This is a genomic window from Streptomyces virginiae (genome assembly GCF_041432505.1).
Lineage (GTDB): Bacteria > Actinomycetota > Actinomycetes > Streptomycetales > Streptomycetaceae > Streptomyces > Streptomyces virginiae_A.
Genome location: NZ_CP107871.1, coordinates 7,866,197 through 7,892,245, shown reverse-complemented (window position 1 = coordinate 7,892,245; position 26,049 = coordinate 7,866,197). Strand labels below are relative to the sequence as shown.

The following is a 26,049-nucleotide window of genomic DNA, read 5'->3' as shown; positions in this document are numbered from 1 at the left end:
CTCAAGGCCCGACCGTCCCGTGCCGGCGGCCCCTCGCCGGCCGCGTCGACGACATCCTCCAGCCGCTGCCGCATCCGTCCTGGGGGTCCGGGGTCCGGAGCTCCGACGCCTTCTCGTACTCCTCCACCACCATGCGTGTCGGCACCGCGAGGTGAGCCATCATCACGCGGTCACAGGCGGCCGGCCGGCCCCGACATGTCGCCTGCCCCGGCACGTGCGTCGCATGCGCCACGGGCACCGTCGCGAAACGGCCACCGATGGGGCGGTGATGACCGACGGGGTCCCGCACTGTACGACGGCCCGCGCCAGGGCCGATCGGGACGCGCTGCCCACGTTTGAAAGCGCGGCGCGCGTGTAGAAGCGATTTTGACCCTGGCCTCATCTCACGAAGCAGGAGACGCATCATGGGCATCATTGCGTGGATTCTCATCGGTCTGTTCGCCGGCCTCATCGCCAAGGCGATCATGCCGGGTAAGGACCCGGGCGGCCTCCTCATCACGATGCTCATCGGCATCGCCGGAGGCCTCCTCGGCGGCTGGCTCGGCAAGGTCGTCTTCGGCGTCGATTCCATCGACGGCTTCTTCGACATCTCCACCTGGATCGCCGCCATCGTCGGCTCCGTCATACTCCTGGCCCTGTACCGCATGGTCACCGGAGGCCGGCGCTCTCACCGCCATGCCTGATCGCGGCCGCGGCGTGGCGGCGTAGAACGCCTTCCGCCTCTTCGGGCACCGTGCATGCTCCGCCCGCCTGCCCGCCACCGTCAGGTGGCGGGCAGGTGCGGATGCGGCTGCGTACGCTCCAGGCGCGGCAGTTCGCTGCGGGCGATGTGGGTGCCGTGTCGGCTTCTCCGAACTGAGGACCCGTATCACTACACCGGCTCACCCCTTCGTGATTCGGGAGCGTCTGCCCCGAGGGGTGACTGTGGGCCGACGCGGTTTGTGCAGGGTCGGCGAGCGCGCGGTCAGAACCAGTGCAGGCAGTGCGGGGGACGGTCGGCGCGGAAGAGGGCGTCGGCGAGGGTGACCGTGCTCGGGTGGTGGGCCCGGATGTGTCCGGCACGCACGAGCGTGCTCGGGGCGGTGCCGCCGAGGTAGATCGAGCCCAGGTCACGCACGTCCAGGGACAGGTCGGGCTCCCGGTCCGTCGGGATGCAGACGGCCTTGCCGTCCTGGACGGTCAGCAGGTAGCGGCCCTGTTCGCCGAGGAACGGGTCGTCGACGTCGAGGACGAGTTCGCCGTCCGTGAACCAGCCACGTGCGGTCAGCGCGCCCGGGATGTCCAGCAGCCGCACCCAGAGCCAGTCCATCACGCCGCTCACCTCGCCGGCGCGGAAGTCCGCAAGCTGCCAGCGCAGCGGGTGCTCGGGCGGGACGTGTCGGAACACGACCTGAGAGACCAGGTCGTGTCCGAGTGCGAACCGGGCCAGGGCCGTGAAGACGGCGGCGTCGGTGGCGATGGTCTCGTCGACCGTCAGGGTGCCGGACTCGACCGAGTAGCTGGCGTACCCGTCGGGGATGCCGTCGGCGTCCCGGTGGACGGCGACGTGGCGCGGCGCCGGCGAGATCGGGGGCTGCCCCGCGCGCAGGGCCCACCAGCGGTGCGGCCGGGACAGTGCGCCGGGCTGGGCACGGCGGTAGCGGTCGTAGACCTCTTCCAGGATCTCGCCGCACTCGGCACGCCGCAGTACCTCGACCGAGGTGTTGTCCGGGCCGGCCGCTGGGGCGCCCGTGACGGTGCGGGCCCGGGGAACGGCGAGGGCGGCCCGGTGGCGCGGCACCGTCAGCCGCTCCGTGTAGGTCGCCGGCCCGTAGCCGAACCTGCCGTAGATGGAGGCCTCGGAGGCCAGCAGCACGGAGAGGAATTCTCCTCGTGCACGGAACTCGGTGAGCTGGTGCCGCATCATCGTGCTGAGCACGCCTTGGCGCCGGTGGGAGGGCAGGACACCGACAGCGGTCACCCCGGAAGCCGGGATGACGGTCTCACCGGGCAGGGTGAGTTCGAAAGGGTGCGCGGCGGCGGTGCCGACGGGCCGTCCGTCCTCGGTCAGGGCGAGCAGGCAGCGGTCCGTTTCGAGCGCCGACCACCAGAGCCCACCGCCCTCTGTCGGGGTTTCCGGGAAGCGCCCGAACGCGGCATGGACCGTGTCAACGAAGACGTCGAGATCCTTGTCGGTCGTAGAACGGATCTCCATTGCGGCCGTGCCTCCTCGGGATACCGGCACCACGACTCGTGATGTCCGGCCACAGTGCCGTGTTGACCCGTGGCCAGACGAATTATGGCTCAGCCCGGGCCGGTCACAGCACAATCCGGTCCCAGCCCAACGTCGGGGGTGGGGGCGGTGATCGGCGGTCGGTCGATCGTGAGCGAGGGGTCAGGCTGCTTCTGAGCAGCCGCCCTCAGCCCGAGGCGTAGCCCTGGCCTGCCCGGCGCTCACCGCAGCCCGTCCGCCTCCCGGTCGGACCGGGGCCAGACGTACGGCAGGTCGTCCGGTACCCCCGGGAAGCGATCCCGGTAGAAGGCCGGGGCCTTGCGCACCAGCGCGGACTGATGGCTTCGGTGGAAGTCCGGCGCGCCCAGCCACGGCGGCAGGTCCCCGACGGCGGCCAACCGCTCCTGCGTCCGTGGGGCGGTGCCCCCCGGACGCCACGCCCCGAAGTCCTCGACCAGGGTGACGGCACAGGTATCGGCGTGCCCCTGCGCGGTCCACGCCCCGCAGATCTCCAGCCCGTACCGGACGAGTGCCTCCTCGTACCCCACCCACATGCGCACCGCCGGATGCCTGCGCCATCCGTAACCCGGAACGACCAGGCCACGCAGTACCTGCACGGCCTCGACCCGCTGCTTGCCGAGCCGTCGTGCGTCCAACACCTCCGCCGAAGCGTCGAACGACGGAAACGGAAGGAACGTCTGCACCAGGTCTCCCTCCGATACCGCGGTGACGACCGGCACGGCACGCATGCGCCGCGACCGCGACCCGCTGCCCCTCGGGCCCAGGGCGAGCCTGACAGAGGCCCCGGAGCCCGGCCTCACGACGAGAGCCACCGGAACCAACGGACCGAATTGCGTGAAATGCGACGTGATCGGGGTACGCGCACCATGAACGCTCCCGGCCACTGACCGCGTGACGCGTCCTCGGAAGCCGGGCCGTCCCCGCCCGCCCCCGCTCGGGTACCGCTCGCGCGCCGCGTCCCCGTCCATGCCGTTCCGGTAGCAGAACGTTCCGGTAGCACAAGGAGTCCCCATGGCCGTCCGTCATCAGCTCGTCCGGCGCCCCCCGCGGAGCGTGTGGGCCGTACTCGCCGACCCGACCCTGTACGGGGAGTGGGTGGTGGGCCCGTCCGAGTCCACACCGCTCGATCAACTCTGGCCAGAGGTCGGATCCCGGCTCCGCTACACCGTGCGCCTCGGCCCCTGGTCGACCGAAGGAGTGACGACGGTACGTCACAGGGAGCTCGGCAAGGAGCTGGAGCTGGAGGCGTCGTTCAAGTCGCTCGGTACCGCGCGGATCTTCCTCCAGCTCAGGCCGTGGGGCGAGGAAACGCTCGTCGTCTGCGACGAGCACCCCCTGCGTGGCCTGGGAGGTTCCCTGCACAACTCCGTCGTCGAAGCGGCCCTGCAGCTGCGGCACCGGGGCATGCTGCCACGCCTGGCCAGGGTCGTGGAGCAGCAGCCCGGCGAGGTGCTCCGTGCCTGACGCGGTGGTGATCGGCGCGGGCCCCAACGGTTTGGTGGCTGCGAACCTGCTGGCCGACGCCGGGTGGAGCGTGGAGGTCCTGGAGGCGCAGGAGGAGCCCGGAGGGGCCGTACGCAGTGACCGTGGGGTGCACCCGGACTACGTCTCGGACGTCTTCAGCGCCTTCTATCCGCTGGCCACCGCCTCCCCGGTCCTCGCCCGTCTCGACCTCGCCGCCGAGGGGCTGCGATGGAGCCACGCCCCGTCCGTACTGGCGCACCCGCTGCTGGACGGCCGGTGCGCCGTGTTGGAGCGCCGGGTGCGGGACACCTGCGCGGGCCTGGCCGGTTTCGCCGCTGCCGACGCCGACGCCTGGGAGGACTTGTACCGGACCTGGGCCCGGGTGGGGCCGGACCTCGTGCAGGCCCTGTTCACGCCCTTCCCTCCGGTCCGCTCCGGGCTGCGGCTGGCCGCGCGGCTCCGCGCCGCCGGCGGGCTGCGGATGGCCAGAACGCTGGCCCTGCCGGTGCGCCGGCTGGGCGAGGAGCAGTTCGCCGGGGACGGGGGCCGGCTCCTGCTGGCCGGCAACGCCCTGCACGCCGACCTGGCCCCCGAGGCGGCGGGCAGCGGTGGTTTCGGCTGGCTCATGTCGATGCTCGGGCAGAGCCACGGCTTCCCGGTCCCCGTCGGCGGAGCGGGCGCTCTGACCGCGGCGCTCGTGAGCCGTCTGCGGAGCAAGGGCGGTGTCCTGCGCTGCGGGGAGCGCGTCGCGTCCGTCGTCGTGCGCGGGGGCACCGCGGTCGGGGTCAGGACCGCGGGCGGGGAAACCGTCGGCGCGCGGCGGGCCGTACTGGCGGACACGTCGGCGCCGGCCCTGTACCAGGACCTCGTGGGCGAGGAACACCTCCCGTCCCGCCTCCTGCGGGACCTGGAACGCTTCCAGTGGGATTTCGCGACGTTCAAGGTCGACTGGGCACTGACCGGCCCGGTGCCGTGGACGGCGCCGCAGGCCACCGGGGCGGGTACGGTCCACGTGGCCGACGGCGTCGACGGCCTGACCCGGTTCGCCGCCCAGATCGCCATGGGGCAGGTACCCGACGAGCCGTTCGCCCTGTTCGGCCAGATGACCACCGCGGACCCGACCCGCTCACCGGCCGGTACGGAATCGGCGTGGGCCTACACGCACGTCCCGCAGCGCATCACCTCCGACGCCGGTCCCGACGACATCACCGGGCGCTGGGACGCCCGCGACCAGGAAGCCATGGCCGACCGCGTCGAGGCACAGGTGGAACGCTTCGCACCCGGCTTCCGCGGGCTCATCGGCGCCCGCCGCGTCCTGGCACCCACCACGCTGCAGGCCATGGACGAGAACCTGCACAACGGCGCCATCAACAACGGCACCACCGCCCTGCACCAGCAGGCGATCTTCCGCCCCACCCCCGGCACCGGCCGCCCCGAGACCCCCGTCAAGGGCCTCTACCTCGCCTCCGCGGCCGCCCACCCCGGCGGCGGCGTCCACGGCGCACCGGGCGCGAACGCCGCCCGGGCCGCCCTGCGCGCCCACGGCCTGCACGCCCTCCTCCACCGCGCCCGACGCGTGTGACGCGTACGCGCCCCTCATGGCGCGATCGTCAGCTCCGCACACCGAGTGACGACCGTCATGAGTTCTTGCGCTTCGGCGTACAGCCGACGCTGCGTGCGGGCACCGTTCCCCCGTTCGTGCAGGTGCGCGATGCCTTCCCGGACCCGCTCGTCGTCGCCTTGGTCCTCCAATGCCTCGCGCACGTGCCGGTACAGGGCCTCGACCGCGTCCTCGGCAGAGGTCTGCCTCATGGTTTCGGGGTGCAGCAGGGGACCGTCCAGGCCGGAACGTCCGGCCCGCCAGGACGCCAGTCGCAGCAGACTCGTACCGATCCTGGCCGGAGGCCGCCCGTCCTGCCAGACACGGGCCGCCGTCTCGACCAGACCGCGGACAAGGGCGGCGAGCAGGACCGGCGTCTCGGCATCCAGGCACACGTCGGCGACCCGGACCTCGACCGTGGGATAGGTGGCCGACAGACGGGCGTCGAAGTAGATCATGCCCTCGTCGCGCAGCACTCCGGTGTCGATCATCGTGCGGACCTGCTCGTGGTAGCGATCGGCGGACCCGAAGATGTCGACCGGGCCGGCGGACGGCCATCGGTTCCACACCCGGCTGCGGTAGCTTCCGTACCCGCTGTCCTCGCCCTGCCAGAAGGGCGAATTCGCGCTCATCGCCGTCAGAACGGCCGTCCAGGGCCTGATGCGGTCCAGGACCGCGACGCCCTCCACGTCCGACGCGACCGACACGTGGACGTGGCATCCACAGGTCAGCTGCTCCTGCGCCGTCAGTCCGAACTGTTCGCCCAGCCACCGGTAGCGTCGTCCGACGCTCAACGACGGTTTGACGGGCAGCGGGGACGTCGCGACCGCCGCGACCACGGCTCCGGCACTCGCCGCGTGGCGGGCCGCCTCGCGGCGGATGCGGACGATCTCCTCCTGGAGCTCGCCCATCTCGGTCACCGGTTTCGTGGCGAACTCCAGCTGTTCCTTCTGCAGTTCCTTCTCGAACTCATGTTCCCGTCGACCGCTCGTGCCGGGGCGCTGCCAGGCCGAGCGCTCCGCGGCCGCCAGCGCCGCTCCTGACACGGCGAGCGGGGCACCGCTGTCGGCGTCCACGAGCAGCAGCTCTTCTTCCACGCCTACGCTTCGCATGACGCCGCCTGTGGATCGAACGGTCAGATGCCCCGCACCTGCCCGGTCTCCCCTCGACCATGCCGCCACCGGAAGACAGCGCCCTGTCCGGCGAGCCGACCCGTCTCCTGTCGCCCACCCGCGGGTGCCCGTGGGTGGGCGTGGGTGGGCGCGGGCGGGCGACAAGAGACGGTCGGGAGAGGGGGGCGGAACCCGGTCAGTGCTTGGCGCTCGGGACCGCGAGGGGCTCGCCCGGGGCCTTCTTCTTCGCCGTCTCCATCTGTTCGCCGAGCTCGGTGAGGCGGTTACGCCCCATGGCCTTGCGGACCTCGGGGAACCACTCCTTCTCCTCCTCCTCGACGTGGTGACGGACGTTCTCCATCAGCACGGTCATCTTGGCGTCGAACCGCTCATCGGTCGCGTCCAGGTCCTTCAGCTCGGACAGCATCCACAGCACGACGTGGTGCTCCTCGATGCTCTCCAAGACGTGGTCCTTGGTGTCGGGCGCCGCCTCCCGTGCGGCCGGGTAGAAGATCTTCTCCTCGATCCAGGTATGCGTGGTGAGCTCGCCGATCACCTGGTCGGCGATCTTCCGCTTCTCCGCGTGAGCATCCTCGCCGGCCTTCTCGAACCGCTTGAACAGCTTCTCGACCGCCTTGTGGTCTTCCTTGAGCAGCACGATCCCGTCCACCAACGCCTCCAGACTCCGCAGCACCGGGCGACGCGGCCGGTCACCCCAGGCCCGTGTACCCGGCCCGCCTTCGGATCGCTCGTCCGGAACGAGGGATTGGCCAGGACGGGCGACACGCCTACGCCGTCCGCTGGGAGGCGGTGCCGGCCCCCTTGTACGGGGCCGGCACCGCCTGCGCGTCAGCCGGGCCAGGTGACGGTCATGCCGCGTACGACCACGGCGCCCGACCGTGGAGCCTTCATCGCCGACGTCCACGGCTACGGCGGACCAGTACGAACCCCATGACCGCGGCGCCGGCGAGCAGGAGCGCAGTGCGGTTGCCGCGTGCGACCGTGGCGGCCCGACCGGCCTTCTCCAGCAGTGGTTCGGGGGTCTTGTCCGCCGCGTACCGGCCGGCGCGTGCCGCACCGTCCCACACCTGTGCGGCGGCTTGAACGGTCTTGTCCAGGACCGGGTCGGGGGTCCTGTCCCGCACCAGTCGGGCGGCTCGTTCCGCCTTCCCACGCATCCGGTCGGCGATCAGCGAGGCCTGCTCTGCTGTGTGCTGCTTCATGGCGGCGGTCTCCTCCTCGGTTCGGGGTCCGGTCGAAGCGCGCCTACCCCGCCATCGCCTCAGCACCCGCCCCCGCACCGGAAATCCGGGTGCGTGCGGCGGTGGAAGCGGGGAAGGCGAATGTGCGGGCGGAACGCAGCGCATCCGCCGAGTACGACGTACGGAACGCACCCGAGTTCCACCGGGACAAGCATCTCGGCGACGCCGGCTACCGGGAGGAACTGGGCACCTACTACGGCATCGGCGGCCCCTTCGGCGGCCGACCCGGCTGATCTCTTTCCCGTACCACGACGTCGGTCCCGGCACCCCCTGGGGGTGCCGGGACCGACGTCGTGGCGGCAGCAACCACCCGCGCATACGGGGACTTCGGCCCACGCGGTTTCCTGCTGCTCGACGTCCCCGTCGCTCCTGGCCGGTGGACTCCGCGAGGGCCTCGCTTGACTGGTGGACGGCGCGACAGGTAGGGAGAGGCTGTTCATTGCGCAAGGTGTGAAACGGGGGACATATGAAGCCGCTCGAATCGGGGGATCCCACCTCGCTGGGCGACGGCCGCTACCGGCTGGTGGGACGGCTCGGTCAGGGAGGCATGGGTGTGGTCTATCTGGGCCGCTCCCGGTCCGGTCGTGCGGTCGCCATCAAGGTCGTACGTCCCGAGCTGAGCACCGAGCCCGGCTTCAAGCGCAGGTTCGCCGACGAGGTCGCCGCGGCGCGGCGGGTCGGCGGCTTCCACACCGCTCCGGTGGTGGACGCGGACCCGGACGGGGATCCGGCTTGGCTGGTCACGGCGTTCGTGCCCGGCCCCACCCTGCAAGCGGTGCTCGCGCGTGTCGGATCGCTGCCCCTGGACACGCTCACCGTCCTCGCGGCCGGCCTGGCCGAGGCACTCGACGCGATCCACCGGGCGGGGGTCATCCACCGCGATCTGAAGCCCGCGAACATCATCGTGGCCGAGGACGGGCCGCGTGTCATCGATTTCGGCATCGCGCGCGCCCTGGACGGCACGGCACTGACGCAGACCGGCCTGCAGATCGGCACGCCGGGCTTCCTGGCACCCGAGCAGCTCACCGGTGGTAGGGCGCTCTCCCCCGCGGTCGACATGTTCGCTCTGGGGGTGGTGCTCACCCAGGCGGCGGGCGGCGTGCCCTTCGGCGACGGCCCGTCCGCGGCGAGGCACTACAAGGTGGTCCACGAAGAGCCGGACCTGTCCGCGGTGCCCATCGAACTCCGCGAAGCCATCGGCGCCTGTCTGTCCAAGGACCCGGCGGCAAGGCCCACGCCGGCCGCCTTCCTCGGTACTCTCACCGTCCGCCACCGGGACGGTGACTCCTGGCTGCCGGAAGCGGCGACGCAGCTGCTCCCGGTGCCGGAGCCGATGGTGCGGCCCACCACACCGGACAGCCCGTCGGAGACCCGCCAGGACACCTCGAAGGACGTCCTGGAGGACGCCTCGAAGGACGTCCCGCTCCCGGATGCCCCGCCGGTCGTCGCGGAGCCCCGTACCGAACGGTCGCCCACCGCCACAGGGCCCGCGGCGCAGCCCACCCCCGCCCCCTCCCCCGACCCCGGCCCTGCGGCCGCGCAGGTGCCGCCCGTGGTCGCGGAGAAGCCCCGGCGTCGCCGCGCGGTGGTGGCCGCGGTGCTCGTGGCGTCCCTCGCGGCCGCCGGTCTGTTCGTGTGGCAGCCCTGGAGCCATTCGACCAAGGACGGTTCGAAGGGCCTCGGCTCCGCACCCACCGAATCCGCACCGACCCCGGCACCGTTCCCGACCGATCCGCTGCTGATCCGGCAGGACACCGTCCCGGGCTGGCCCGGGACGTGCCGCAGCGTCATCGCCCGCCGGGACGCCTCGGCGGAGAAGCCCGTGGCGCTCATCCCGGGCGGCGCAGGCACATGCGACGTCCTGCCCCAGTGGTCCCCCGACCGCAGGTCGTTCGCGTTCACCCGCACCACGTCCGAGGGCACGGCCGTCTGGACCGCCAACGCCGACGGTTCGAACGCGCGCCGGATCACCTCCATCGCCGGTGGCAGGGTGTCCTGGTCGCCGGACGGCAGCCGGCTCGCCGTGCTGCGCAAGAAGGACGGCGTACAGCAGCTGTTCGTGGTCGGCGTCGCCGACGGCGCGGCTCGCCAGCTCACCTCGGGCACGAGCCAGGTCGAGGATCCCGCGTGGTCGCCGGACGGCAAGAGCATCGCGGTCTGCCTGCTGACGGATCCCGAGAACTGGCAGATCCACACGGTCGATCCCGAGGCCCCGGACCGCGCCCCGCAGCAGGTGACCCGGCTGCCCCACGTGGCACTCGACCCGGTGTGGTCACCCGACGGCGCCACCCTCGCCTACACGGCGGGGGCCTACGGCAGGGGCACCCAGGGCGACATCCGCCTCGTGAACAGCGACGGAAGCAACGATCGTGAGCTGATCGCCACCGGCGCCCATGAGATGGACCCCACCTGGTCCGCCGACGGCACGTGGGTGGCCTTCGTCCGCGGCCCGTACGAGCAGCCCGTCATCTGGGCCGTGCGAGCGGACAAGACCGGCGAGCGCGTGCTCACCACCGGTGCCGCCTCCGAGGGGCATCCCTCCTGGCGCTGAGTGCGTGGGAAAGCCGCGGTTCAGCCCTCCTGGCGCCGGCCAGGTGGGCTCAGTCACCGCCGAGGGTACGCAGCGCGTGCCGGGCCAGTGCGTCGTTCTGCCGGAAGGACAGGCCGTTGGCCCGCGGGCGGCCGAAGGTGGCGAAGTGGCGGATACTCGTGAACGGGCCCAGCGCGTAGCGCCGCGGATGTGGCCGGCCCGAGGCGTCGACCACGCGGAAGTCGTCGGGTGAGACGTGCAGCAGGCCGGACCGGTGGGTGAAGCCGTCCTGGTCCGTGACGACGTGTTCGACGGCCTCGGCGCGGTCGAGCAGCCCCCTCAGCAGGGTGTCCGGGCAGCGCCTCAGGTCGGATTGCGGCAGTCGTGCCTCCACGAACGACGTCGCGTCCACCGTGTGTGCCGTGTTGGCGCTGCCTGCCCGAAACACGCCGCGGCTCTCGTCGGGGACCAGCCACATCCCGGACCCCAGAAAGTTCAGGACGCCGGCTTCCGACAGGGCGACCAGTTGGCGTGCCCGGGGGCTGGGGGGACCGCTGCAGACGTAGTCGTAGAACCCTTTCCACCAGCCGGCCACGTCGTTCGCCTCGGATCGCGCCGAGAGCCGCCCGGCACCGAGGAGGGTGGCCAACTGCCCCGAGACCGCTTTCAGTCCCCACACCGTGCCGAGGTCGGCGCTGTGCGCACCCTGGCCGCGCCGTGCGACATCGGCGGAGATATGGCCGCGCACATGGGCCTGGAGGTCGGCGAACCTCTCGTACCACACGCCGCGGAGCGGCCTGTCGAGCCGACCGAGGTCGAGCCTGTCCACCGGGTCGGGGACGCACGCCTCGATGTGCTCCGCCAATCGGCGTGAGTTCCAGTCGGAGGCGGCGTAGCGCGTCGAGAAGTCCGCCCAGTCGACCGCCACGCGGTCCCGGTGTGCTGTGAACAGCTCGTGGTAGTGGGCCCAGCCGATCTCCTTGGCCATCAGCGGCCACAACTCGGTACGGAAGTCCATCTCCTGGGGCGGCCGATGCTGGAACGCGGACCCGTCGAAGAACCGGGGCAGCGCAGCGGGAGCGCCGGACGGCCGGTACGAGATCTTGGTCCGGTACGGCACGCCGCGCCTCGAACCCACGTACAGCTGCGGCTCCTCGCCGGAGGCCAGGTAGTGCAGTCGGCGGTCGCCCCCGACGCGGTAGGCGCCGCCCCGGCCCTCGGTCAACAGGACGGCGAGGTCCACGAACGCCAGCCCGAAGCCCCGGACGATGACCTTCTCCCGTGGTCGGAGCACGGACAGGTCCACATCGGCGGAATACGCGCGCGGCACGTACGCCAGCCCGTGCCGGTCCGCGAAGGCCCCCAGCTCGGAGGCTTGTCGATCCTGCCCGCCGTCGAGGTGCCCCAGAGCCAGGATGACGATGTCCGCCGGGAGGCACTGCTCCCCGTCGGCGAGCCGCACCAGCTGCCTGCCGTCGGGCCCGCCGGTCAACCCGGTGGCGCGGGTCGCGTGCACCGATACGCGGACGTTGGTCGGCCGCTCCGCGACGATCCGGCCGAACACCCAGGTCAGGTAGTCGCCTTGGAGCAGTCGGCCGGCGTAGATCCCCTCCTCGTCCGCGCCGCGCTCGCGGGACGTCCCCGCCCACTCGTCCAGCGACGGCCCGGGCCGGAGCGGACCGTCGCACCGGACCGTCTCGTCGGTGAACATCGTGATGTCCCGGGCCGGAACGTTGACCCACATGAGCGGCGACTGCCCGGCACGCCACACGCGTCCGGCACCCGGTGGATACGGGTCCACGACGTGCACGTGCAGATCCCGGGCGGGGAGCATCCCGGGGACGTTGGCGAGGATTCTCTCCAGCACACCGGTCGCCCGTGGTCCTCCCCCGACGATGACGACCTCGGCGGGGCGAGTCACCGGTGCCTACGCATTCTGCTCGATGCGCTGGAAGAGGCTCAGCAGGCCGCTGTCGACGCCCATGGCCGCGAGCTGGTCGTAGTCGTAGCAGTAACGCGGTTTCGCCAGCCTCGACTTGACGTCGGCCACCTCCGCCCGGAGATCGTCGCGGCCTGCGCTCAGCAGCTCGGCGAAGATGTCGACCAGGTCGTCCACCTCGCGCTCGGTTCCTCCCCATCGGGTCATCTCGGCCATCGACATACGGAAGACCGGGCGGCTGACGCCCGGAAGGTCCGGGAAGAGATTCACCAGAAGGCCCTGTCCGTAAAGGCGCCGGGAGAGGGCGGCCGCGTCGGTCCCCGGCGGGGGCAGGACCCACACCTGATGACAACGGGTGAAACCCTGCTCGGTCCTGACCACCGGAATCCCACGGTCGGAGAGTCCCCGCGCGAATCGCTGAGCGTTCTCCAGGACGCGCGACGCGTACTCCTTCCCGCCGCAGTCCCGCATCTCGATCAGTGTGATGGCGAGGGAGACGGCCGCCGCGAGATGGTGCTGACTGACGAAGTGGTAAGCGATCGAGGCGATACGGTCGCGTAGTTCGGGATCGTTCGTCGCCACGAATCCCTTGTGCGGACCGGGCAGCGTCTTATGGGTGGAACCGCCGAAGGCGTGCGCCCCCCGGTCCAGCGGGCTGGGCAACGCCCCGGCCAGTATGAGGCCGTTGGTGTGGCTGGAGTCGACGTAGAGGACCGTCCGAGGCGACCGCCGATCGATGACTTCGCGGATCGGCCGCGGGTCCGCCGGAAACAGCAGGCTCGACTGGTCGAAGTAGACAAGTGCCGGCCGCTCGGCGGCGAGCAGCCGGTCGAGCCGTTCCACGTCGACGAAATGCGTGTCGCGCATGGGGACGGGCAGGGTCCTCACACCGAGGCGGTCCGCTATGGCCGCCGTGCTCGTGTGGCCACCGCCCTCCACGGGTACGGTCAGCATCGTCTGCCCGCTCCGGCACAAGCCGGCGATGGCGATCGTCGCGCAATTCATCCCCGACATCGGGCGCACGTCGACGTACTCGGCCCGGGCCATCTGTCGCAGAATCGGCTCGAGGATCTCCATCTGCACCCGTCCGGCGTCGAGGCCGCTGACGAAGGATGTCCGGAAGTAGTCGAAGAAATAGCGTGCGTAGAGGTCGGAGACGAAGGGGACTCGGGCGAGCGGCGACAGGACGTTCTCACTCGGCGTGAAATTGATGGATCGGCGAGCCCTCGTGTCGTGACTGCCGATGAGAGAAAGCACGTCGGTGATACCTGGGATGTCCAACTGCATCATCTCCACTGGCTATTGGTTGCCCGAAGGAGCACCATCACCCCTCATGAAGGAAAAGCCTGAGGGTGTGGACGAGGCCGAGGTGATCTCGGCGGTGGCCGATGGGTGGGCGATCGGCATCGGATCGGTGAAGTACCTCCCCCTGGGAGCCGGCAGCTACCACTGGGTCATGGTCGACGAGGCGGAACGGTCATGGTTCGTCACCGTCGACGACCTCGGTTCCGGGAGTGCCGGCGGCGATGTGCGGGAAGGCGCCCGGACCCGGCTGGAAAGCGCCTTCCGGACCGCACTCGTCCTTCGGCGCGACGCGGGTCTGCGCTTCGTGGTGGCCCCCCTCCCGACCCGGGCCGGAACGATGGTGCACCTCGTGACGCCGCGGCAGGCGGTCTCCATACGCCCGATGGTGGACGGTGAAGCGGGCCTCTTCGGTGTGCACCGCGCGCAGGACCTGCCGGAGGTGGTCGAACTCCTCGCCGACCTCCACGCGGCCACTGCGGTCGCCGCGGCCGGGGCTCCTCGCACGGATCTGAGCCTGCCTGGCCGAAGCGGCCTCGAAGAGGCGTTGGACGCCCTCGACAACCCTTGGCCGGGTGGCCCGCACTCCGAACCGGCCCGCTCGCTGCTCCTGACGCACGCCGGGTACGTCCGTGAGCTGCTCGCCTCGATGGACGCGCTCGTCGGCCGAGTGCGGAGCACGGCGGCGGCGTGGGTCGTGACCCACGGGGAACCGCATCCGGGCAACCTGGTGCGCAGCCGCGCCGGGCTCCGGCTCATCGACTGGGACACCGTGCAACTCGCGCCGCCGGAGCGGGACCTGTGGATGGTCGCGGCCGGCTCGACCGACGTGCTCCGGAGCTACACCCGCCGGACGGGCCGGACCGTGTCTCCGGACGCGCTCGCCCTGTACGACGTCGCGTGGAAGCTCAAGAACATCGCGGCCTACGTCGGTGCGTTCCGCCGGCCGCACCGCGTCACCGGTGACACCCGCAGGTCGTGGCAGTTCCTCAGCCGATATCTGTGCGACCGCGGCGCGGCTCTTCCGTGAGGACGGCCGCGGGCCCGTCATATTCGTGCCCCGCCCCGGGCCCGCCGGGCGGCCTTGTCGCGCTGGTGCGCGCTCAGCGCCTCGACCTCCGCGAGCAGGGGAAGCAGTTCGGGCTCGCGCGTCATGGCGCGGAACACCACGCCGCTGGTGACGCCGTGCTCCGGGCGCGAGAGGGTGGAGATGGTGTCCCCGGCGCCGATGTCGCCCGGCACGATCACCCGTAAGTACGCACCGGGCAGAGCCTCCTGGACGAACCGTGTCATCCAGTCCTCGCTCCCGATCCACTCGGTGAAGGTCCGACAGGGGAAGCGGGTCGCGCAGACCTCCAGCACCGTCTTCGGGCCGACCTGCCAACGCTCCCCGATCAGCGCGTCGGTGGTCGCCACGTCGAGGGTGGTCAGGTTCTCGCCGAAGATCCCGTTCGGCAGGGCACGTCGGAGCTTTCTCTCCCAGAAATCCAGCTCTTCGCGGCCGTAGGCATAGATGGCCTGATCATCGCCTCCATGGTTGCGGAGGTCGCACACCTGGTCGCCGGCCACCGCGCTTCCCGAACTCCCCGCGGTTCCGCGCTTCCCCGGGGCGGCGATGCCGACCCGGCCCTCGACCGGGCGTTTACCGATGGCGGTCTCCTGCGTGTGTGCGTGTGCCGGTCGGTGAGCCCGGCCGACGTTGAGCGACAGTAGGGTGCCCATTCCCGGAGCATACGAGCTCGGAGCACGCTGGATGATTCTCCTGAGTGGTCATGTTGCGGGAGCGGCAGGAGTGCATCAATTTCCTTCACACCACTCTCATATGGCCGACTCGGGTACACCTTTTCGGTCACGGGCTTGCCAACTTATAAGGGAGCGGCAAGGATGGCGAAGCGTCCGCCATTGGAAGGAAGACGCCTCTTGACGACAGCGTGGAGAAAGCAGCCGAAGTGCTACTGATACCCATAGCTCCAGGTGAAGAAGTTATCGGGACGATCGCCCTCAGGGCCGCCGAACACGGAGTGAAGGACGGCGCCGTCGTATCGCTCATCGGGATGGTGCTGAAATGCGCTGTGAGCACCATGGAAAAGGACGACGCGACCAATGACATCGTCGTCGAATACTCCGAGGCTCTTGAGCTGAGCGGGAACGGCGAGATCAGGGACGGAAAGGTGCACATTCACGCGGTACTGGGTGCCGAGGGGAATCGGGCCGTGTCCGGGCATCTGCACTGGGCCACCACCGGAAACGAGACGACCAACGCGTACGTCGTGCCGCTGGGCTGAAGCACGGAGGGAGGGGCGGTTCACGTGACGGCGACCGGGCCGATACTTCGAGAAGCCGTTCTCAACAATGGCGTCCGCATGCCGAGAGTAGGGCTGGGGACATGGCGCTTGAAGGGGCCCGAGGGAGAGGCCGCTGTCCTTTCCGCCCTCTCGGCCGGCTACCGGAGCGTGGACACCGCGTCGCAGTACGACAACGAGGAAGCGGTCGGCCGGGCGATACGCCGATCAGGCGTCGACCGTGAGGAATTGTTCGTCACCACCAAGCTGTGGAACACGGAGCACGCCCACGACCAGGCGCTGCGCGCCTTCGATGCCAGCCTGTCCGAGCTGGGTCTGCAGTACGTCGACCTGTACCTCGTGCACTGGCCCGTATTCCGGCAGGACAGATACGTCGAGGCGTGGCGGGCCCTCGAAAAGCTCTATGCGGAGGACCGGATCCGGGCGATCGGTGTCTCCAACTTCCCGGTGCGGGCGCTGGGCCGACTCATCGACGAGACCGGCATCGTGCCGGCCGTCAATCAGATCGAGTTGCACCCCGGCTTCCAGCAGGCCGACCTCCGTGCCTTCCACTCCGAGCACGGCATCGCCACGGAGGCGTGGAAGCCTTTGGGGCGGGGTCCGGACCTTCTGAGCGATCCGCGCCTTCACGCGGTCGCCGACAAGCACGGGCGCACACCGGCGCAGGTCGTCCTCCGGTGGCATGTCCAGTTGGGAAACATCGTGATCCCCAAGTCGGCGACTCCGTCGCGCATCGTCGAGAACGCCGCCGTCTTCGACTTCGCGCTGGACGACGGTGACATGTCGGAACTGGGGCTGCTGAACTCCGGAGAGCGCCTCGGCGAGGATCCGGAGACCGTCTGAGAGAGGCTCGCCGGGGGGTGCGGTTCATCCGGCCGGGGCCGCCCGTGGCCTGCCTCGACAACGCCGTGCAGTGATCCCGGAAGGGTGGACATGGAACTGTGAAGAGTCTGTTGCCGCCGATCGTCGTACTGCCTGAACCCTTGACGCCTTGTAAGGGCGGCCCTGCCTTCTCCGAGATCGAGGACGCGGCGGGGCTTGCCGGTCAGGCGGCCGGCGCCCTCGACCGGCTTTCTGCATTCGGCGGTCCGCAGCTGAGAGAGGCGAGCCTCTGCGCGGCGCTGGCCCCACTGGAACGACTGGAATCCCTCCTGGGCGGCCAACCGGGCAGCAGTGGCGAGGAGTTCGCGGCGAAGTCGCTCGTCCAGCAGTACTTCCGGATACGCACCGCCGATCTGGATTCCGCTCAGGCGTCCGCCCAGGCGATCGGCATTCTCGTGCGGTCGCTCGACGATCTGCGTTCGGCGCCACTGGCCGGAGCCAGTACGACGCGGGAGACGGCGGCGATCCGGCAGGTGCTCATCGACCAGGGCGCCCCGGGCGACGCGGCATCGGTGGACGGGTCCGGGTCACCGGGCGGGGAGCTTCCGGAACAGACGTCCCAGCATTGGTTCTCCCGCTGGATCAGCGCCCATCAGCTGCATGCCCTTTTCAATGTGCACGCCGCCTTGGCCATCGGCCGGGCCGTGGAGAACCTGCACGACCACGACGTGGCGACGGCCACGGCGCACATCCGTCGCGCCACTGTCTATGTGAACGGCTTCTCGGCCGCCCGCGCCCATGCCTTGGCGCTCCCCTCGTGGTTCTACAACGACGTGCTCCGACCGTCGATGGCGCCGCCGATGACCTCCGCCCCGCTCAGCGGACGGATGCACCTCGAGTACAAGGCGTATCGGTCGCAGATGTCGCGTCTGTTGACGGAGGTCCCGCTCGACATCCGGGAGTTGGCGGACGCCGAGCCCGATCTGGCCTTCGCCCGCGAGGCTCTGCTGGAGGCCGATCTGCTCGACTGCGAGAACCACGTCTGCCTGGTCGAACCCGTCGTGGGCCATGCCAAGTCCCTGATCCAGAACGCGAGCAGCCGCGACCACGCCCTGTCCATCCTGCGGGCCATACGGGATCGCCGGGCTGCCGGCATACGCGCCTTCGTCCGTGGCGGGCGGCTCCCCGCGGCGGAGGCCGAGGAACGCTGAAGGTCATCCGCCGCTCGGGCCGATGCCCGGACGAGTACGCGTCCCGAGTGCTGTGACAGCGGCGATGATCGACAGCCCCGCGAGCAGTACGAACAGCGCGGGGTACCCGCCGAGGGGCCCGGCCAGGACCGCACCGGCGAACGGGGCGAGGGCGGCTGCGGCATGGGCCGGTGCGCCGAGGAGGCCGGAGAGTCGACCGTAGTGGGTGGTGCCCCAACGGTCGGTGACGGCGGTGGCCTGCAGCAGGGTGAGGTTGCCGCGGATCACGCCGGCGAGGACGGATACGGAGACGAGGAGCGCGTAGGGGCCGGCCACGGTGGCGAGGGCCGCGGTGGTGAGGGCGCCGAGGGCGATCAGGGTGACGGTGCGGGCGGTGACGCCGAGATGGCGGGCGAGGCTCGCGTACAGGGTGCGACCGAGGGTCTGGCCGGCGCCGCCGAGGCCGAGGGCCCACGCGGCCTGGGTGGTGGTGTAGCCGCGTTCCATCAGGAGGGGGACGAGGCCGATGACGACGGCGTACATGGCGAACGCGGACAGGGTGAAGGTGACGGCCGACATCCGGAACGCCCGGCTGCGTACGACCTGCTCGTGGCCGCCGGTGATGTGCGGCGGGCTCGGCGGGGCCGGTGGCCAGGGGGCTTTCAACGCGATCGCGTGGGTGGGGACGGTCAGGACGGCGAGGATGCCGGCGAGCACCACGTAGGTGGCGCGCCAGGACATGTGGCCGGCGAGGATCGCGGTCAGGGGGGCGAAGACGGTGGAGGCGAGTCCGCCGGCGAGGGTGACGACGGTGAGTGCGCGGATGTGGTCGGGTGCCCACCAACGGGTGAGGGCGGCGAAGGCGGGCTGGTAGAAGACGGCGGCCATGGCCGCTCCGGCGAGCAGCCATCCGGTGAAGAAGACGGCCAGGTCGGGGGCCGCGGCAATGACCAGCAGGCTCAGGGATCCGAGGACGGAGCCGGCCGTCATGACGGTGCGGGGGCCGCGGTGGTCCAGGACGCGGCCGACGTAGATCCCGGCGACGGCGGAGACGACGAGGGCGGCGGAGAACGCCGCGGTGGTCGCGCCCGCGCTCCAGCCGGTGTCGGCGGTGATGGCGGGATTGAGGACGGGGAAGGCGTAGTAGACGATGCCCCAGCTGGTGATCTGGGTGAGGCAGAGGGCGGGCAGGACGGCGCGTGGCCGCGACCGGACCTCCGTCCCGGTCGCGGCCACGCCGCTTCGGAGGTCGCTCACCTCAGCAGCCGCCTGAGGAGGCGGGAGCGGGGGCGGCGCCGAGGGTGAGGGGGGCAGGCGCAGCGCAGCACCCGCCACCGGTCTCCTCCGCGGCGGCGGGCTCGTCGAAGAGGCCCGCGCCGCCGCACACCCCGGTCTCGGGAAGGGTGAGTTCGACGCGCTCGGCGGCCTCGTGGTCGCCTGCGAGGTGGGCGGCGATGGAGCGGACCTGTTCGTAGCCGGTCATGGCGAGGAAGGTGGGGGCGCGGCCGTAGGACTTCATGCCGACGAGGTAGACGTCCTTCTCGGGGTGGGACAGCTCGTTCACGCCGTGCGGGTAGACCGTGCCGCAGGAGTGCTGGTTCGGGTCGATCAGCGGGGCGAGCGCGGTCGGGGCCTGGAGGCGCTCGTCGAGACCGAGGCGCAGCTCGCCCAGGAAGGACAGGTCGGGGCGGAAGCCGGTGAGGACGATGACCTCGTCGACCGGGTCGAGGCGGCGGCCGTCCTCACCGATGAGGATCACGTGGCCGTCCTCGGTGCGCTCGACGGTGTCGGTGCGGAAGCCGGTGACCGCGTCGGCGTGGCCGCCGTCGACCGCTGCCTTGGCCGTCAGGCCGAGGGCGCCGCGGGCGGGGAGTTGGTCGGCTTCGCCGCCGCCGAAGGTGGAGCCGGAGATCCCGCGGCGCAGGATCCATGTGGCGTGGGTTCCTTGGCCGTCGTCGGACTCGGCGAGATCGGCGAGATAGGCGAGGGCGGTGAACGCGGAGGCGCCGGAGCCGATGACCGCGGTGCGCTTCCCGGCGTAGCGGGCGCGGACGGTGGGGTCCTTCAGGTCCGGGACGCGGTGGGTGATGCGGTCTGCGGCGGCCTTCTCGCCGAGGGCGGCGAGTCCGCTTGCGCCGGCGGGGCTGGGAGTGGACCAGGTTCCGGAGGCGTCGATGACGGCACGGGCGAAGAGGCGGTGCTCGTGGCCGTCGGCACTCTCGTAGTGGACGACGAAGGGCTGGGTGTCGCGGTCCGCGTCGACGATGCGGTCACGGCCGGTGCGGGAGACGCCGGTGACGCGCGCTCCGTAGCGGACCCGCTCGCCGAGTACGTCGGCCAGCGGCTGGAGGTAGCGCTCGGCCCAGTCCCCGCCGGTGGGGTAGGTGTCCTCGGCGGGCTCGGTCCAGCCGGTCGGGGCGAGGAGCTTCTCGGCGGCCGGGTCGACGAGCTCGCCCCAGCGGGAGAACAGCCGTACGTGGGCCCACTCGCGCACGGCGGCCCCGGCGAGCGGACCGGCTTCCAGGACGAGGGGAGCGATGTCCCGGTCGAGGAGATGGGCGGCGGCCGCCAGTCCGGCGGGGCCGGCTCCGATGACGACTACGGGCAACTCGGTGGTGGTCTCGCTCATGGCATGGCTCCGGGTCTTCGCGCAGGTGGGCGGGTGGACGGACAGGGACTTCGGGCGGCCGGCACCAGCTGACGTATATCGAAGTTTGTCTATGTCTTACGCGATCAGCATGGCACTTGTATCGACAGACGTCAACATAGACATGCATCGAACCAACACTCTTGTTTCGACGTGTGTCAACATAGACACATGTCGAATGCGAAGGTTCTGCCGCTGCTGGAGCCCGACGTCGTCGCGGCCTGCTGCCCCCCGCTGAACGAGCGCCCCATGTCGGCCGAGGAGGCCGAGGTCGCGGCGAAGATGTTCAAGGCCCTCGGTGACCCCGTGCGCCTGCGCCTGTTCTCCGCCGTCGCCTCCCACGAGGGCGGAGAGGCGTGCGTGTGCGACATCTCCGACGTCGGCGTCTCGCAGCCCACCGTCTCCCACCACCTGAAGAAGTTGAAAGAGGCCGGGCTGCTGTCCTCCGAGCGCCGGGGTACGTGGGTGTACTACCGGGTCGAGCCGTCCGTGCTCGCCGCCATGGGCGCGCTGCTGGCCGGCGCCGCGAAGACGGGATGACCGCGGTGCGGATCGAGGCGCTGCTGCCCGAGCACGCCGAACAGGTGCTGGGCATCTACCGGTCGGGGATCGACGAGGGCAACGCGACCTTCGAGACGAAGGCCCCCGACTGGCCCGCGTTCGACCAGGCCAAGCTGCCCGGCCACCGCTTCGTCGCCCTCGACGACGGCCGGGTGTCGGGCTGGGTCGCGGCGAGCCCGGTCTCGGACCGGTGCGCGTACGCGGGCGTGGTCGAGCACTCCGTGTACGTCCACCCCGACGCCCGCGGCCACGGCGTCGCCCGCGCGCTCCTGGCCGCGCTGATCGCTTCGACGGAGGCGGCCGGCATCTGGACCATCCAGTCCGGGATCTTCCCCGAGAACACCGCCAGCCTCGCCGTCCACGCACGGGCCGGTTTCCGCGTCATCGGCACCCGAGAGCGGATCGGCCGCCACCACGGGGCCTGGCGGGACGTGGTCCTGCTGGAACGCCGGAGCCCTCTGATCGCCTGAACACGTGCCGAGGCGTCTCGGCGCAGTCGGTCGTGACGGGCGAGGCTCCCGGTGGTCTCGATGCCCTCGCCGAAGAGCAGCACGATCGTCGTGAGCGCCGCCGACCCCGGCACCGGCTCCGAAGGCGCGATCCGGACCGTCCTCACTGCACCGTGACCGGCTCCGGAACCAGACGGGGCACCAGGCGCACGTAGGCGACCATGCCGATGACCTCGACCAGGGTCTGGGTGACCACGACGACCGCCGCGACCGCGAGTTCGTCGGGGAGGGCGAGGGCCAGGGGCAGTACGACCAGGGAGTTGCGGGTCGCCCCGGTGAAGACGATCGCGCGGGCAGCGGGCGTCCCGAGGCGGAAGAGGCGCGCGACGAGGCGTCCGGCGAAGGCCATGACCACGAGGAACCCGGCGTAGAAGGGGATGACGGCCGCGACGTCGCGGAGACTTCCGCCGAGCTGGGGGACCTGGGAGGCGACCACGGTGATGAGGGTGGCGGCCATCAACGGCACCATCGTCGTCGTGGCCGCCTCCGACACCTTCTGCCCTGCCACTGCGCGGGCCGCCCATGCCTGGAGGGCCCAGGCCGGCACCAGGGGGATCACGATGAGGAAGAGGAAGGCCTGTAGGAACGGGCCGGCCTGGACGATGTCGCCCAGGTCGGGGCCCATGACCAGGTACAGCAGTCCGGGCAGGAGCAGCATCTGCGTGACGAGCAGGAGCGGGGTGGCGGCCAGGAGCCGGCGGCTGTCGCCGCCGGCCAGGCCGCTGAAGACGATCACGTAGTCCACGCACGGGCAGAGCAGGACCAGCAGGACGCCGATGCGGACGGCCTGGTCGGCGGGCAGGAACGTGAACATCGCGGCGACGACCAGAGGGACGACGACGAAGTTCACGACCAGGGCCGCGGACAGGAACCGGCCGTCGCGCGGGGAGCGGAGCAGGTCGCCGGCCGGGACCTGGAGGAAGGTCACGAAGAGGAGTGCCCCGAGGACGGGGTTGATGGCGTGTTCCAGTCCCGGTCCGGCCGAGGGCGCCGCCAGGCCGAGGAGTGCGCCCAGGGCCATGGCGCCGAGGTAGATCGGGATCTGGTGGTGCTCCATGCGCGCGACCGGGCCCTGCGGCTCCTGCGACACCCCGATGGCTCCTTGCTGTACGTGCGTGCTTGATCGTGCGGCGCCCCCTGCCCGGGCCCGGCTCATTGTGGCAAGCGGCCGTGTCCGTCCGCGGGCGGCGGGGTGGGCAGGCCCGGGCCGACGGCCCCGCCGGGCGCCGTCGGGGCATCGAGGATGACGGGCTCGATGCCCAGTCGACGCAGGTGGTACCCGGCGGCGAGCCCGGCCTGGCCGCCGATCACCACCACATCGGTGCGCCGCGTCATGCGACAGGCTGGGCCTGTTCGGTCTTGTCGGTCTTGCCGTGCAGGAAGATGACCGCCACCAGAGCCAGGCCCACCACCGCACCGATGAGCTGCATGCCGATGAAGCCGGGCACCGAGGCCGGTGCGATGCCCGCGAAGGTGTCGGTGAAGGCGCGGCCGATGGTGACCGCCGGGTTGGCGAACGAGGTGGAGGAGGTGAACCAGTAGGCGGCGCCGATGTAGGAGGCGACGGCGACCGGGGCGAAGCGGAGGCGGTCGGTGCGGGCCAGGCCGAAGATCAGCAGGATCAGGCCCGCGGTGGCGACGATCTCGCCGAGGAGGAGGTTCCCGGCGGAGCGGTCGTGGGTGGACCACTTGACCAGTGGCTCGCCGAACATCGCGTCCGCCAGGATCGCGCCCGCGATCGCGCCGACGATCTGCGACGGCACGTGGACGGCGACCTCGCGGGCGGTGACGCCGGCGCCGCCACGGCGGGCGGTCCACCACTCGGCCAGCGTCACGACCGGGTTGAAGTGGGCGCCGGAGACCGGGCCGAGGAGCGCGATGAGGACACCGAGCCCGAAGACGGTGGCGGTGGAGTTGGCCAGAAGTTGCAGGGCCACGTCCTGGGTGAGCTTCGTGGCCTGGATGCCCGAGCCGACGACGACCGCGACGAGAGCCGCGGTACCGACCAGCTCGGCGGCCGCGCGGGCGATCAGCGGAGTGCGGGGCGGGGTCGCGCCGGGCACCGGCTCGGGCGCGTCGGCAGGTATCGGGGTGCCGACGGGCGTGGTGGCGGTCAAGGCTGGTTCTCCTCGGGCAGGTGAGGCGGAGCGCGAAGGGCTGGGCCGAAAGGCCTATGGGCAGGACCGCTTGAGGTTCGCTTCTGTGGTGGCTCGCGCGGTGCGGGCGAGGTCGGCGAACTGGCCGGCGAGGGCTTCGATGACGTCGGGACGCAGGCGGTAGTAGACGTACCTGCCGCATGGCTCCGTATCGACGATCCCCGCCTCCCGCAGCACCTTCATGTGGTTGGAGAGGTTGGTCTGCTTGGCGCCCGTCTCTTCCACGAGGTGGGTGGTGCAGAGGGTCTCGCGGGCGAGCAGGGTCACGATCCGGAGCCTGAGCGGGTCGGCCAGAACCCGGATCAGATCAGTGTCGACTGACGTCATCATGGACTGATACTGTCACATCAGTTGAGGCTGACACCAGCCTGAGCTGATATTTCGTCGGCTTCTTCGGACAGGGTCGCCCTGCCCTCTCTCCGGGCGAGGTGGCCCCCACCCTCCCCGACCCTCACCGGGCCCGGCGGAGCCTTGGCCGACGCCTACCCCAAGGAAGCAAGGAAGAACAGATGCCCACCGCCCCTGCCGCCTCCGTGCTGTTCGTCTGCATCCACAACGCGGGCCGCTCCCAGATGGCGGCCGGCTTCCTGCGTCACCTCGCCGGCGACCGCGTCGAGGTCCGCTCCGCCGGCTCCGTGCCCGGCGAGCGGATCAACCCCTCCGCCGTCGCCGCCATGGCCGAGCTCGGCATCGACATCTCCGACCAGAAGCCCAAGGTCCTCACGCCCGAGGCCGCCCAGGCGTCCGACTACATCATCACGATGGGCTGCGGCGACGCCTGCCCGTACTTCCCCGGGAAGACCTACCTCGACTGGCAGCTCGAGGACCCGGCCGGCCAGGGCGTCGAGGCCGTCCGCCCCATCCGCGACGAGATCAAGGGCCTCGTCGAGGGACTCATCGCCGAGATCGACGCCGAGCCGAAGGCCTGAGACACACGCCGCACGGCCGCCGAGGTCACCGGCCTCGGCTGCGCCATGTTCCCCGGCCCGACCGGAAGTAGGCGCGCGCGACGACATGGCGCGGGGCGTCACCGTCCGGCCGGTCGCCGGCGTCGTCCTCACCTCGTGGTGGGCGCCGGGGCGTGCCGGCCGACGTGGCTCGCCTCGGGCAGCGGCGGTGCCGGCCGGTTTCGGCGTCGGCGCAGCCAGACGTACAGCAGCAGGCACGGCAGGAGCACCCCGAGGAGAGTGAGGGTGAGGAACGCCGTGAAGCTGCTGATGTGGGTGACCAGCCAGGCGAAGTTCTGCCCGAAGAAGCCGACGACGAAGGAGAGCGGGAGGAACACGCTCGCGAGGATCGTCAGCCTCTCCATCGTGGCGCTCTGCCGAAGGTTGATCTTGTTCTGCTCGACGGAGATCACCGCGATGTTCGCTTCCAGGACGGTGGTCAGGAGGTCGCGTTGGGCGGCGACCTCCTCGTTGACGAGGAGCAGGTGGTCGTGCACGTCACGGAGGTAGGGCTGGAGCGCGGGTGGTGACTTGCCCGGCTGCAGCCGCCTGGTGACCACGGCGAGCAGCGGGTGTACGGCCCGGTAGAAATCGGTGGCCTCGCGGCGCAGGGAGTAGATCCGTTCGGTCGGGGCGACCGTCCCTGAGAACACCGTGGCCTCGATCTGCTCGATGTCGCGCTCGAGTTCGCCGACGACCGGCGCGTAGCTGTCGACGACCTGGTCGAGGATCGCCCACAGCGTGGAATGACTGCCTGTCTTGAGGAGCTCGGGGCGGCTTTCGAGCCGGCTGCGGGCTTCGTGCAGCTCGCTCGCGATGCCCTGGCGGACGGTGATCACGAAGTGGTCGGCGAGGAAGATGCTGATCTCACCGGTGTCGATCTCCTCGCGCTCGTCGTCGTAGCGGGCCGTGCGCAGGATGATCAGTTCGGTGCCGTCCTCGTACAGCTCGGCCTTCGGCCGCAGGTGGTACGCCGCGGCGTCCTCGACGGCGAGCTCGTGCAGTCCGAAGATCTCGCGGACCCGGTCCAGTTCCTCGGGAGACGGTTCGAAGATGCCCAGCCAGACGAATCCGCCTTGCCGGCAGCGCGCGGCCGCCTGCTCCAGCGGCATGGCACCCTCGTCCTGTCGACGCCCGTCGCGGTAGTGTGCGCAGTCGACGATCATGGCCTTCCTCCTCACGGCCGACCGATGTGCGCCGCCTCGTGCCCGCCGGGGCGTGGCGCGCCGTACAGGCCTCACAGCAATAGATGCTCCTCCGACTCGGCGGAGATGTCTTCGCAGCCGGCCGGGGTCACTGCCCTCCCAGGTCGAGGTGGCCCCTGATGCCGCAGGCTCAGGGGGCCGGCTCGCGGGGGTCCAGCGGAATCCTCCAGGCGTTGCGGCGGTGCACGGATTCCAGTTCGGCCTGGAGCGGGGGCGGCGGAATCGCCAGGACGGGGCAGGCAGGCGGCGACACCGGGATGCACAGCG

General features: G+C 70.9%; 26 protein-coding genes and 1 pseudogene. 12 read left to right on the top strand and 15 right to left on the bottom strand.

Annotated features, from left to right (window positions below):
• The first annotated feature begins 404 nt into the window (after nucleotides 1–404).
• Complete coding sequence (locus tag OG624_RS36405; protein WP_033215936.1) at nucleotides 405–683, top strand: GlsB/YeaQ/YmgE family stress response membrane protein; 279 nt, start codon at nucleotides 405–407, stop codon at nucleotides 681–683.
• A gap of 281 nt (nucleotides 684–964) precedes the next feature.
• Here OG624_RS36405 and OG624_RS36400 read toward each other — a convergent pair whose 3' ends face one another.
• Together OG624_RS36400 and OG624_RS36395 are read right to left on the bottom strand one after the other, a co-directional pair.
• Entirely contained in the window at nucleotides 965–2,194 is a 1,230-nt protein-coding gene (locus OG624_RS36400) for a GNAT family N-acetyltransferase (protein WP_033215935.1), read from the bottom strand.
• 239 nt (nucleotides 2,195–2,433) lie between these two features.
• Nucleotides 2,434–2,916: an MSMEG_6728 family protein gene (locus tag OG624_RS36395; protein ID WP_371640400.1), complete on the bottom strand. Its 483-nt coding sequence runs from the start codon at nucleotides 2,914–2,916 to the stop codon at nucleotides 2,434–2,436.
• Between the two features lie 328 nt (nucleotides 2,917–3,244).
• On the opposite strand from OG624_RS36395, the gene OG624_RS36390 reads away from it, so the two are divergent.
• Together OG624_RS36390 and OG624_RS36385 are read left to right on the top strand one after the other, a co-directional pair.
• Nucleotides 3,245–3,697: an SRPBCC family protein gene (locus OG624_RS36390; RefSeq protein ID WP_371640399.1), complete on the top strand. Its 453-nt coding sequence runs from the start codon at nucleotides 3,245–3,247 to the stop codon at nucleotides 3,695–3,697.
• On the top strand, nucleotides 3,690–5,279 hold the full coding sequence (locus OG624_RS36385) for a phytoene desaturase family protein (RefSeq protein ID WP_371640398.1): 1,590 nt from the start codon (nucleotides 3,690–3,692) through the stop codon (nucleotides 5,277–5,279). The genes OG624_RS36390 and OG624_RS36385 overlap by 8 nt, the downstream gene beginning before the upstream one ends.
• A gap of 14 nt (nucleotides 5,280–5,293) precedes the next feature.
• Here OG624_RS36385 and OG624_RS36380 read toward each other — a convergent pair whose 3' ends face one another.
• The 3 genes from OG624_RS36380 to OG624_RS36370 all read right to left on the bottom strand — a co-directional run bounded on the left by OG624_RS36380 (nucleotide 5,294) and on the right by OG624_RS36370 (nucleotide 7,632).
• A complete protein-coding gene (locus OG624_RS36380; RefSeq protein ID WP_033215932.1) occupies nucleotides 5,294–6,409 on the bottom strand; it encodes a glutamate--cysteine ligase in 1,116 nt (371 codons plus the stop codon).
• A 196-nt stretch (nucleotides 6,410–6,605) separates the two neighbouring features.
• Nucleotides 6,606–7,079 carry a hemerythrin domain-containing protein gene (locus OG624_RS36375; protein WP_033215931.1) on the bottom strand — a complete coding sequence of 158 codons (474 nt, stop codon included), beginning with the start codon at nucleotides 7,077–7,079 and terminating at the stop codon, nucleotides 6,606–6,608.
• 238 nt (nucleotides 7,080–7,317) lie between these two features.
• Nucleotides 7,318–7,632, bottom strand: a complete 315-nt coding sequence (locus tag OG624_RS36370; protein ID WP_033215929.1) for a hypothetical protein — start codon at nucleotides 7,630–7,632, stop codon at nucleotides 7,318–7,320.
• A 122-nt stretch (nucleotides 7,633–7,754) separates the two neighbouring features.
• Between OG624_RS36370 and OG624_RS36365 the strand changes: the two genes are divergently transcribed.
• Both OG624_RS36365 and OG624_RS36360 read left to right on the top strand, forming a co-directional pair.
• A complete protein-coding gene (locus OG624_RS36365; RefSeq protein ID WP_371640397.1) occupies nucleotides 7,755–7,904 on the top strand; it encodes a hypothetical protein in 150 nt (49 codons plus the stop codon).
• Between the two features lie 233 nt (nucleotides 7,905–8,137).
• Nucleotides 8,138–10,222 carry a protein kinase domain-containing protein gene (locus OG624_RS36360; protein ID WP_371640396.1) on the top strand — a complete coding sequence of 695 codons (2,085 nt, stop codon included), beginning with the start codon at nucleotides 8,138–8,140 and terminating at the stop codon, nucleotides 10,220–10,222.
• Between the two features lie 49 nt (nucleotides 10,223–10,271).
• Here OG624_RS36360 and OG624_RS36355 read toward each other — a convergent pair whose 3' ends face one another.
• Nucleotides 10,272–12,122 carry an FAD/NAD(P)-binding protein gene (locus tag OG624_RS36355; protein WP_371640395.1) on the bottom strand — a complete coding sequence of 617 codons (1,851 nt, stop codon included), beginning with the start codon at nucleotides 12,120–12,122 and terminating at the stop codon, nucleotides 10,272–10,274.
• A 6-nt stretch (nucleotides 12,123–12,128) separates the two neighbouring features.
• Nucleotides 12,129–13,430 (bottom strand): aminotransferase class I/II-fold pyridoxal phosphate-dependent enzyme, encoded by a 1,302-nt coding sequence (locus OG624_RS36350; protein WP_266354415.1) that lies wholly within the window; start codon nucleotides 13,428–13,430, stop codon nucleotides 12,129–12,131.
• Between the two features lie 43 nt (nucleotides 13,431–13,473).
• Here OG624_RS36350 and OG624_RS36345 point away from each other — a divergent pair, with 43 nt between their 5' ends.
• On the top strand, nucleotides 13,474–14,472 hold the full coding sequence (locus OG624_RS36345) for a phosphotransferase (RefSeq protein ID WP_266354416.1): 999 nt from the start codon (nucleotides 13,474–13,476) through the stop codon (nucleotides 14,470–14,472).
• A 17-nt stretch (nucleotides 14,473–14,489) separates the two neighbouring features.
• Here OG624_RS36345 and OG624_RS36340 read toward each other — a convergent pair whose 3' ends face one another.
• Nucleotides 14,490–15,164, bottom strand: coding sequence for an MOSC domain-containing protein (locus OG624_RS36340; RefSeq protein WP_033215925.1), 675 nt, complete (start codon nucleotides 15,162–15,164; stop codon nucleotides 14,490–14,492).
• Between the two features lie 209 nt (nucleotides 15,165–15,373).
• Between OG624_RS36340 and OG624_RS36335 the strand changes: the two genes are divergently transcribed.
• The 3 genes from OG624_RS36335 to OG624_RS36325 all read left to right on the top strand — a co-directional run bounded on the left by OG624_RS36335 (nucleotide 15,374) and on the right by OG624_RS36325 (nucleotide 17,778).
• Nucleotides 15,374–15,727: a PCC domain-containing protein gene (locus tag OG624_RS36335; protein ID WP_202506030.1), complete on the top strand. Its 354-nt coding sequence runs from the start codon at nucleotides 15,374–15,376 to the stop codon at nucleotides 15,725–15,727.
• 78 nt (nucleotides 15,728–15,805) lie between these two features.
• The gene (locus OG624_RS36330; protein WP_371589917.1) at nucleotides 15,806–16,588 is read left to right on the top strand and encodes an aldo/keto reductase; all 783 of its coding nucleotides are present in this window, start codon (nucleotides 15,806–15,808) and stop codon (nucleotides 16,586–16,588) included.
• Between the two features lie 98 nt (nucleotides 16,589–16,686).
• Nucleotides 16,687–17,778 carry a hypothetical protein gene (locus OG624_RS36325; protein WP_051762714.1) on the top strand — a complete coding sequence of 364 codons (1,092 nt, stop codon included), beginning with the start codon at nucleotides 16,687–16,689 and terminating at the stop codon, nucleotides 17,776–17,778.
• Nucleotides 17,779–17,781: 3 nt separating this feature from the next.
• On the opposite strand, the gene OG624_RS36320 is transcribed toward OG624_RS36325, so the two are convergent.
• Entirely contained in the window at nucleotides 17,782–19,014 is a 1,233-nt protein-coding gene (locus OG624_RS36320; protein ID WP_371640394.1) for an MFS transporter, read from the bottom strand.
• Nucleotide 19,015: 1 nt separating this feature from the next.
• Nucleotides 19,016–20,386 carry an NAD(P)-binding domain-containing protein gene (locus tag OG624_RS36315; protein ID WP_371640393.1) on the bottom strand — a complete coding sequence of 457 codons (1,371 nt, stop codon included), beginning with the start codon at nucleotides 20,384–20,386 and terminating at the stop codon, nucleotides 19,016–19,018.
• 189 nt (nucleotides 20,387–20,575) lie between these two features.
• Between OG624_RS36315 and OG624_RS36310 the strand changes: the two genes are divergently transcribed.
• Entirely contained in the window at nucleotides 20,576–20,944 is a 369-nt protein-coding gene (locus OG624_RS36310; protein ID WP_033215921.1) for an ArsR/SmtB family transcription factor, read from the top strand.
• A complete protein-coding gene (locus OG624_RS36305) occupies nucleotides 20,941–21,435 on the top strand; it encodes a GNAT family N-acetyltransferase (RefSeq protein ID WP_371589343.1) in 495 nt (164 codons plus the stop codon). The genes OG624_RS36310 and OG624_RS36305 overlap by 4 nt, the downstream gene beginning before the upstream one ends.
• Nucleotides 21,436–21,577: 142 nt before the next feature.
• Here the strand turns inward: OG624_RS36305 and OG624_RS36300 are convergent, their stop codons facing one another.
• The 4 genes and pseudogenes from OG624_RS36300 to OG624_RS36285 all read right to left on the bottom strand — a co-directional run bounded on the left by OG624_RS36300 (nucleotide 21,578) and on the right by OG624_RS36285 (nucleotide 23,960).
• Nucleotides 21,578–22,564, bottom strand: coding sequence for a bile acid:sodium symporter (locus OG624_RS36300; protein WP_371589342.1), 987 nt, complete (start codon nucleotides 22,562–22,564; stop codon nucleotides 21,578–21,580).
• Between the two features lie 122 nt (nucleotides 22,565–22,686).
• A pseudogene (locus tag OG624_RS36295) lies at nucleotides 22,687–22,809 on the bottom strand (pyridine nucleotide-disulfide oxidoreductase); the annotation flags it as partial.
• Entirely contained in the window at nucleotides 22,806–23,591 is a 786-nt protein-coding gene (locus OG624_RS36290) for an aquaporin (RefSeq protein ID WP_371589341.1), read from the bottom strand. The gene OG624_RS36290 and the pseudogene OG624_RS36295, both read right to left, overlap by 4 nt.
• 54 nt (nucleotides 23,592–23,645) lie before the next feature.
• Nucleotides 23,646–23,960 carry an ArsR/SmtB family transcription factor gene (locus tag OG624_RS36285; RefSeq protein WP_033215911.1) on the bottom strand — a complete coding sequence of 105 codons (315 nt, stop codon included), beginning with the start codon at nucleotides 23,958–23,960 and terminating at the stop codon, nucleotides 23,646–23,648.
• A gap of 179 nt (nucleotides 23,961–24,139) precedes the next feature.
• On the opposite strand from OG624_RS36285, the gene OG624_RS36280 reads away from it, so the two are divergent.
• On the top strand, nucleotides 24,140–24,559 hold the full coding sequence (locus OG624_RS36280) for an arsenate reductase ArsC (RefSeq protein WP_033215910.1): 420 nt from the start codon (nucleotides 24,140–24,142) through the stop codon (nucleotides 24,557–24,559).
• Nucleotides 24,560–24,687: 128 nt separating this feature from the next.
• Here the strand turns inward: OG624_RS36280 and OG624_RS36275 are convergent, their stop codons facing one another.
• The gene (locus OG624_RS36275) at nucleotides 24,688–25,743 is read right to left on the bottom strand and encodes a magnesium and cobalt transport protein CorA (protein ID WP_063733972.1); all 1,056 of its coding nucleotides are present in this window, start codon (nucleotides 25,741–25,743) and stop codon (nucleotides 24,688–24,690) included.
• Between the last annotated feature and the right edge of the window lie 306 nt (nucleotides 25,744–26,049).

Bases quoted from the DNA above. Each gene is read 5' to 3' on its own strand.
- OG624_RS36275 (WP_063733972.1), bottom strand. From the start codon at position 25,743: ATGATCGTCGACTGCGCACACTACCGCGACGGGCGTCGACAGGACGAG.
- OG624_RS36400 (WP_033215935.1), bottom strand. From the start codon at position 2,194: ATGGAGATCCGTTCTACGACCGACAAGGATCTCGACGTCTTCGTTGAC.
- OG624_RS36380 (WP_033215932.1), bottom strand. From the start codon at position 6,409: ATGCGAAGCGTAGGCGTGGAAGAAGAGCTGCTGCTCGTGGACGCCGAC.
- OG624_RS36345 (WP_266354416.1), top strand. From the start codon at position 13,474: ATGAAGGAAAAGCCTGAGGGTGTGGACGAGGCCGAGGTGATCTCGGCG.
- OG624_RS36330 (WP_371589917.1), top strand. From the start codon at position 15,806: ATGCCGAGAGTAGGGCTGGGGACATGGCGCTTGAAGGGGCCCGAGGGA.
- OG624_RS36280 (WP_033215910.1), top strand. From the start codon at position 24,140: ATGCCCACCGCCCCTGCCGCCTCCGTGCTGTTCGTCTGCATCCACAAC.
- OG624_RS36285 (WP_033215911.1), bottom strand. From the start codon at position 23,960: ATGATGACGTCAGTCGACACTGATCTGATCCGGGTTCTGGCCGACCCG.
- OG624_RS36340 (WP_033215925.1), bottom strand. From the start codon at position 15,164: ATGGGCACCCTACTGTCGCTCAACGTCGGCCGGGCTCACCGACCGGCA.
- OG624_RS36405 (WP_033215936.1), top strand. From the start codon at position 405: ATGGGCATCATTGCGTGGATTCTCATCGGTCTGTTCGCCGGCCTCATC.
- OG624_RS36360 (WP_371640396.1), top strand. From the start codon at position 8,138: ATGAAGCCGCTCGAATCGGGGGATCCCACCTCGCTGGGCGACGGCCGC.
- OG624_RS36390 (WP_371640399.1), top strand. From the start codon at position 3,245: ATGGCCGTCCGTCATCAGCTCGTCCGGCGCCCCCCGCGGAGCGTGTGG.
- OG624_RS36305 (WP_371589343.1), top strand. From the start codon at position 20,941: ATGACCGCGGTGCGGATCGAGGCGCTGCTGCCCGAGCACGCCGAACAG.
- OG624_RS36350 (WP_266354415.1), bottom strand. From the start codon at position 13,430: ATGATGCAGTTGGACATCCCAGGTATCACCGACGTGCTTTCTCTCATC.
- OG624_RS36310 (WP_033215921.1), top strand. From the start codon at position 20,576: ATGTCGAATGCGAAGGTTCTGCCGCTGCTGGAGCCCGACGTCGTCGCG.
- OG624_RS36370 (WP_033215929.1), bottom strand. From the start codon at position 7,632: ATGAAGCAGCACACAGCAGAGCAGGCCTCGCTGATCGCCGACCGGATG.
- OG624_RS36315 (WP_371640393.1), bottom strand. From the start codon at position 20,386: ATGAGCGAGACCACCACCGAGTTGCCCGTAGTCGTCATCGGAGCCGGC.